Source organism: Geobacillus sp. WSUCF1 (assembly GCF_000422025.1).
Lineage (GTDB): Bacteria > Bacillota > Bacilli > Bacillales > Anoxybacillaceae > Geobacillus > Geobacillus zalihae.
On the sequence record NZ_ATCO01000032.1, the window covers coordinates 1 to 8,014 of the forward strand.

An 8,014-nucleotide genomic window follows, 5' to 3' on the forward strand; every position below is an offset into this window, starting at 1 on the left:
GTCTTTCTTTTTCAAGTACATTTTGTGGTGAAGAGCCATTTTTTGTATCCTCTATTTTCCCTATGCATACCTATCTTAAAATCTCAAGTACAACTTGTGGTGAAGAGCCCATAAATTAGTTAATTACCAAAAGATGTACTTGACTTTTAAACCTGAATTCGTGACGGATGGAAGTCAACTTTGATTTCGGTGTTAGTTATATTGAATGATCCATCAATCCCTTTTTGTGATGATTTCCTGCACTATTTTCATGTCCCGAATCCGTGACAGAAGTGTATTAAAAATGTTGGAAAACCCAATCATGCCAAAGTATCAACTCTATTCCGAATGTTCACCTATCAGGTGAAGAACCCCGAGTGCAATATTTGTTGATTGATCAAGTTTTCTTGGCAGTTTGAACGCGTCTTTATCACGGATTCAGGTATTTTATATCGTGCAAAATGATCTCCAGTGCATCAATCCATGCACAAAGGCGGAGCGATCCGCCTTCCTTTAAACAATTCCCTCTTGAACCTCCAGTTGCGTTAGGGTGTATGATAAGGGAGAGACTAGCAAAAGAAAGAAGGAGGACAACTGTCATGGAGACGTATTCGATCGGCGAAATCGCCAAAAAGACAGGTGTATCCATCCGGACATTGCGGTATTATGATGAAATTGGACTGCTGCAGCCAACGAAAGATCCGTCATCAGGACATCGAATCTATACGGAAGAGGACATTCTTCAATTGCACAAAATTATGAGTTTGAAGTTTATTGGGCTTAGCTTGGAAGAGATTCGACAATATATTCACCAACCAACATACGACCTTACCTTAAAAGAAACGTTGATGCTGGAAAAAAACATGCTAGAACAGAAACGAAGACAGTTAGAAAGATCCATTCAAGCCATTGAATATGCCATCACCCTTTTAGAGGAAGAAGGAGAAATTGACAGCCTTCTCTTGATGAGCTTAATCCGCAGCATTCAAACAGAAGATGATCAAAAACGATTGATGACACATTACCTAGACCAAGAAACGGTTGATGCCATCTTCCATAATGAAGAACTCAAGCAAAAAGAGAACGAAATGATCAAATCCTATGCCCAATTCGTCAAACAAGTTCACGAACTGTACGGACTCCCCGCCGACCACCCTGACGTACAGCACATGATTGAAACGTTCCTGCGCTCTACTTTTGGTCTTTTGAGCTTGGAGACCGTTGAAAAGATTACCGAGCTACTTAACCAGAACCAATGGGATTCTTTTGAGTGGAAAGAAGAATGGGATGTTCTTAGTCCCCTCCCCTTTTCCAAAGAAGAGACGCAGTGGCTTGAACAAGCGATGGATGACTACATGCAACGTCTTGAGCACATGGGTATAGATATGAAGGAATCAAAGGAAGGAGAGAACAGTGGATATGAAAAATAGGATCGAAACGAAACAAGGCAGTCCAAAACCATTTTGGTATTTGCTCAAACAAGGAAAATTGAACAAATCGCTCATTGCTTTCGCCCTCATTCTTGGATTGATTGAAAGCGGGGCTGGGTTGATCATCCCCCTGTTTGCGAAAGACTTTATTGATCTCTTAGCCCATGGCGGAATGAAGTGGCAACAAATTTTTTGGCTCTTATCTGCTTTTCTCATTCAAACGGCGGCAGGCGGCATCTCGTTTTATCTCATGTCGTATGCCGGAGAAGCTCTAGTAGCCCAGATTCGAAGTCGATTATGGAACCACATCCTTCATTTGCCTGTTTCCTTTTTTGACCGCTATGAATCGGGGGAAACGATGAGCCGCATTACTCAAGATACAGCAGTCATCAAATTGCTTATTTCCAACCATCTCGTCACATTTTTTAGTGGCATCGTCTCTGTGATCGGTTCCATCATTTTACTGATTATGATTGATTGGCGAATTACTCTCTTTATCTTTTTGGCCGTTCCCGCTGCTATGCTCATCATCATGCCGTTGGGAAGAAAGATGCATCAAATTTCTTTGCGCACGCAAGATGAACTGGCCAAGTTTTCGGGACATCTTGGCCGGATCTTGCAAGATATCCGTCTCGTGAAATCTTATAACGGTCAACACATGGAAGCAGAAAAAGGAGATCAAGAGATCAAAAATTTAATGACCTTCGGTTTGAAAGAAGCGAAAGTCTATGCCGTCATCTCACCGATGATTGCCACCGTCATGATGCTCGTTGTCGTGATCATTGTCGGTTATGGCGGCGCCCAGGTTGCATCTGGGCATTTGACGGCGGGAGAGCTTGCGGCCATCATCATTTATATTTTTCAAATTGTCATGCCTTTCACTGCTACAGCTTCCTTTTTCACCACCTTTCAAAAAGCATTGGGGGCTACAGAGCGGATTAATGAAATCTTTCAAGAGCAACGGGAACTGCTGGGCTCACAAAAAGAACCCGACTTCAATCAAACATTGCAGTTCAAACATGTTTCCTTTTCTTATCATCAAGATAAACCGGTGCTAAAAGGCATTCATTTTACCATTGAGCCAGGCAAAATTTACGCTTTTGTTGGCCCCAGCGGCGGCGGAAAAACCACCATTTTTTCACTGATTGAACGCTTTTATCTGCCAGACGAGGGACAAATCTTGTTAGGAAACATACCTATCCATGAAATCGATTTACAAAAATGGCGACAAGCGATTGGCTACGTTTCTCAAGATATTCCCATTTTGTCAAGCACCATTCGAGAAAATATTTGTTATGGATTCGAAAGCATGCCTGAGCATGAAGAAATCGAACAGGCCGCTCGGCTGGCCAACGCTCACGAATTTATTCAAAAATTGCCGAATGGCTATGAAACAGAAGTCGGCGAACGAGGGATCAAGCTTTCAGGAGGGCAGAGACAACGTATTGCGATTGCTCGAGCCATCTTAAAAAACCCAAAACTCCTGCTATTAGATGAAGCCACTTCTAACTTGGACAGCGACTCAGAAAGCCTAGTGCAAGAAGCGCTGAAAAACGTGATGAAAGGTCGAACGACGTTGATTATTGCCCATCGGCTTTCTACCGTCACCGATGCAGACACGATCTTCGTTGTCGAAGACGGGCGCATTACTGGACAGGGAAACCATGAATTATTGCTGGCTACCCATCGTTTATATCAAAAGCTGGTCACCCATCAGTTTTCCCAAGGCAAAAGGTAATTAGGCAGCCATATACTCACCGACTTTCCAACTCACATTTCGCACCTTAACAAGAGGAAGAACAAAGGACTTTGTGAGCCACTGAACGCCAGCACCAGCAGGAGGCTGGCATTGAGAGTCCACCGCACCCAGCCGGTCAATCAATGGTGGAAGACCAAGATCTTACGAATGCGGATGTCCATAGGTGCAACCCTCTTTGCTCCCCTTGCGTGTCAAGGATTCATTCTGTGAAGCAACCATTCTTCCAAAAACAGGAGCTGAAACAATGAATCAGCTCCCCACTATAGGCAACACGTTCAATTTGATTGTGTCAATTTTTGTAAAACATTGCCGTCGAACTTTGTCGACCGACCAAAAAATACAAAAAGAGCGGTGCGGTGCCGCTCCCTTTTCTGCCTCCGATGGCGAAGCGATGAAAACTCGCAACGCTTCCGCTTTGAAGCTCATTTTTTATCAACTCCTATTTCTCTAAGTGTGCAATACACTAGCGCCCTGTTGCTGCTCGGGAATGTGCTCTTGGATGTCTCAAAGATTTTGCATTCAACCGGGTCAATTCATAATGTGATGCTAAGACAAAGCAGAAGCCCGCTTGGCTTCTGTTTTGTCCCCACCTTCAACGGCTTAAGGCTCGTAACATAAACCGCTCGACATCATTCTCCGGTCCGATGAATTCCACGTCTGTTCCGATGGCTTGGAAGTGTTTGCGGGCGAAGGCAATTTTCGCTGCTTCACCGGGACGCAGTTCGTCCTCCCATTCCTGTCCTTTCGTCTCGAGGACGAAGTACAGTTTTTCCTCTCCATCCTTTTCGATGACAAGCGCCCAGTCGGGATTGTAGGAGCCGATCGGTGTGTCAATTTTAAACCAACTCGGCAGTTTGACGTACACTTTTACGTTCTCATCGTGTTCAAAACGTTTGGCGAACCGCTCTTCCACATCGGAATCGTAAAGGATATGGTCAAACGGCGATTTTTCGCTCGGGATGGCGTTGTCGTTCAAATAGGCGAGCAGCTCTTCGTTTTGGAACAGTTCGACCGCGTAATACGCATCATCACCAATTTTGTAATATTTCACGCCATCTTTCAGCAACAGCCTCATTTGGCGCTGGATGATGTTTGCCACTTCTTCAATAAACTTCTGCGGATTGTTTTTGAAATCATCGAGCCGTTTGCAGCCGGTCAAAATGCGCACGATCGTCTTCCGCGTTAAATTCGTCCGGTTTTGCAGCTCCGTGATGACATCCGGAAGCGTATGGTGCAAGCTCACGTAATCCTCCACTTTTTCGCTGACCACCTGAGCCTGTACGCCTGTCACATGGTCGATCTCAACCCGTCCTTTCCGGCTGACAATGCGGATTTTTTCAATGGGCTTCATTTCCTGAATGGCGGCGATGCACAAGTCAATGAGCTGTTCGCTGTCAAAATCGACCGAATAGACGGTTTTGTATTTGATTTTGTCCCACAATTGCCGAAACTCTTCTTGATTGAGAACCGCCATATTGACATTGACTTTTTTCTTTTTCGTCCCATCTTTGATCGGCAACGCTTGCAAGTGCCGTTTGATCTCTTTCACGATGGACGACCGCCACGGCTGGAATTCGTCGCCTAAACGGAGGTCGTAGTCTTCAATGGCCTGCTTGAGCTTTTCCGTTGCTTTGCCCTGTTTGTCAATATAGCCGTTTTGTTTTAATTCCTCATACAGCTTCAATGATAAATCATAACCCATTTGCACCGGCTCGTCCGTCGCCTCGTCCAAATAGATGAGTTTCGCAAAGACATGCTTTTCAATTTTGCCGAACCGAATGCCCGTATCCTCTTCAATCTCTTTTTGCAACGTAGCGACGAATTCTTCATACGACTCATTCGCCATCACCGTTAATATGTTGACATGATCGTCATGCACCCGCTCTCCGTTTTGATCGACAGCCAACCGCAATCCGCGCCCGATTTCCTGGCGCCTCGATACGTACGTGCCGGAGGAGTCTTTCAACGTGCAAATTTGGAAGACGTTCGGGTTGTCCCATCCTTCACGGAGCGCGGAATGGGAGAAAATGAAGCGGAGCGGCTCATCGAGGCTGAGCAGCCGTTCTTTGTCTCTCATAATAAGGTTGTATACATCCGTATCCGCCTCTGTATTTCCTTTTGTATCTTTCAACCGTCCTCTTTTATCTTGGGCAAAATATCCGTTATGCACCTTCTCGATATCTTGGTCAATGCCCGGATCTTCCCAGAGGGGACGGTATTTCGGCTTTTGCATTAAGTTCCGATACTCTTCCTCAAACATGATCGCATATTTTCCTTTTACCGGCTGGCCTTCTTGATCATAGTCGCGGTAATGGGCAACTTTGTCGATAAAGAACAAGCTGAGCACTTTAATCCCGCGCGGGCGAAGCCACAATTCTTTATTTAAATGCTCTTCAATCGTTTTGCGGATTTGATACCGCTTGATGGCATCGTCATCGACATCCCCAATCGCCTCGCCCACCCTGAGTCGATAGCCGTTGATTTCAACCGCTTCATTTCCTTCCGTCCAATCGATTTGCTCGACGATATAGCCGCGGTACAGTTCGCGCTCCCCCGAAACGTCATACAAGTCATCGCCGTATTTGACCGTTTTCGTCGTTCGCTTCACCTTTCCGCGCGATTCGACATCGAGCTCAAGTTTCGCTTTCCGCTCTTTCACCTCGACAAGTTTGATGTACGGCACATTGAACGACGGCTCAGAGCGGACAGACATGACCTCAATTTTTTTCACAAGCTTTTGATTGTACGCATCGACCGCATCGAGGCGATATATCATATTGTATTTATCCACATGCGTCGCCGAGTAGCGCAGCGTACAAAGCGGGTTCAGCGACGCAATCGCTTCCCTCGACTTCGGCGTCGTATCGACGCTTTGCGGTTCGTCGATGATGACAATCGGATTCGTCTGTTGGATAAATTCAATCGGGCGGTATCCGTTTAGACGGTCGTTCGGCCGATGAATGACGTTCGCTTTATCTTCTTTTTCTGGATCTTCAAAGCTTTTGCGGAACGCATCGATATTGATGATCATAATTTGAATCGTTGTCGCCGTCGCAAAATTGCGGACTTGATCAAGCTTCTGCGAGTCGTAAATAAAGTACTCAACCGGCGTGCGGTCGTACAGTTCTTCAAAATGGTCGCGGGTGATTTGCAGTGTTTTATACACCCCTTCACGAATTGCCACTGACGGGACGACGATAACAAATTTTGTAAACCCATAATGTTTATGGAGCTCATAAATCGTCCGCAAATATACGTACGTCTTTCCTGTTCCGGTCTCCATTTCAATCGTAAAATGCATGCCATCGAGCCGTTCGCTGCGTGGCAGTCCGTTTCTCACCTGGATGTCTTGGACGTTTTTTAAAATTTCCTCAGGCGTCAGGTCAAGCCGATTCCCGACGCCTAAGTCCGTTTGAAGCATTCCCGCATCAGGGCCGTACGAAACGGTGAAGTTCGACTGACTCAGTTCCTGTCCTTTGAAAATATGCACCACCGACTCAATCGCGCGCCGTTGGTAGTCCAAATCCGCGTGAAACTTCAGCTTCATCGGTTATACACTCCTCACATCCGTGATGCCGTGCTTTTTCAATGTTTGCAAGGCATTCGTTTTCACCGCGTCGCTCATAAAGCCGGATTCTTTCAAAATAACTTTCGGCGGCATATGCTCAGAACGGTGTTTCAACATCTCCTGAACAAGGTCAAGATCGATTTCGTCTTCCAAGCAAATAAGTACGGAACCATAGGCAACGTTGTAAATCGTTTTGCCGCGGCAGTCGATTTCCTCAATCGGCACCGTCAACGGCAGCCCGATTTTCAGTAAAATCTCATACAACAAATCTTCTTTCGTCCGATCTTCCTTAATATTGTTTTGCAAGTCGAAAAGGTCCCGCTCGAGGTTTTCAAAATCCGGATCCCATTCTTTAATATTGGAAGAATCGAGCTTAAACACTTTAAAGCCGATATCCAAATCCGTCTTCCCGGTTTCTTGAACGATCTTCTCCCCCGCACGGCGGATGCGTTCCTTGCCGATTTCGCAAATGTTTTTATATCCCGCTTTATACGCATCGGACGTTTCATCCGTTTTTTCCGGCAGCTGAACCATAATAAACTTCCGATTGCCGCCATCCTCCGCATTTAACTGCATGACTGCATGGGCAGTTGTGGCGGAGCCGGAGAAGAAGTCTAATATTATATCATTCTCCCTTGTTGATAACTCTAAAATTCTCTTCATCAACTTTACTGGTTTAGGATAATCCATCACTGACTGGTCTTCAAATAATTCTTTTAATTCTTTTTTTTGCATCTTGTGAGTGCGATACCTCTTGATGCGTCCATACAGTCAATGGAGTAATAGTAGATTTTACTTCACTTAAAAAACGCTTTAAACGTGGAACGCTATCACCATCCTTACCAAACCAGATACGATTATCAGCTAAAAGTTCGGCAAACCTCTCCTTGGTTACTCTCCAGCAATATCCTTTAGGCGGATAAACGACTCGTCCACTTGGTGTAACGATTTCATAAATTTTTTCTGGCACAGGCGGCCCAACTGATAAATCTCCTGATGTCCAAGGACCACGTGGTCATTGTCGGGATTGGAATAACGGGTGTCAGCTTCCTGGCTACGCGGTAATCCATACCAAGATAGAAAATCAGTTTGTTTTGCATAACACAAAACAAAATCGTGATTACGAGAAGCAAACTTATTCATATTAACAGGGGCAAAAGCTCTTTGCCAAATAAATATTGTTATAAAATTGACTTCACCAAATATCTCGTCGCATATTTTTTTCAGGTTTGATACCTCCGTATCATCAATACTTATAAACCCGTGGTGCTAGATAAA

3 protein-coding genes and 1 pseudogene are annotated in these 8,014 nt (G+C 45.1%); 2 read left to right on the plus strand and 2 right to left on the minus strand.

The annotated features are described in order from the left end of the window. Positions 1-578 precede the first annotated feature (578 nt). Positions 579-1,409: a MerR family transcriptional regulator gene (locus tag I656_RS11940; RefSeq protein ID WP_033004934.1), complete on the plus strand. Its 831-nt coding sequence runs from the start codon at positions 579-581 to the stop codon at positions 1,407-1,409. After that, positions 1,399-3,147, plus strand: a complete 1,749-nt coding sequence (locus tag I656_RS11935) for an ABC transporter ATP-binding protein (RefSeq protein WP_033004936.1) — start codon at positions 1,399-1,401, stop codon at positions 3,145-3,147. The genes I656_RS11940 and I656_RS11935 overlap by 11 nt, the downstream gene beginning before the upstream one ends. A gap of 613 nt (positions 3,148-3,760) precedes the next feature. Here the strand turns inward: I656_RS11935 and I656_RS11930 are convergent. Both I656_RS11930 and I656_RS18960 read right to left on the minus strand, forming a co-directional pair. Then, positions 3,761-6,715, minus strand: a complete 2,955-nt coding sequence (locus tag I656_RS11930; protein WP_020754183.1) for a type III restriction-modification system endonuclease — start codon at positions 6,713-6,715, stop codon at positions 3,761-3,763. 3 nt (positions 6,716-6,718) lie between these two features. Further along, positions 6,719-7,996: pseudogene (locus I656_RS18960) on the minus strand (site-specific DNA-methyltransferase); the annotation flags it as partial. Positions 7,997-8,014: the final 18 nt, after the last annotated feature.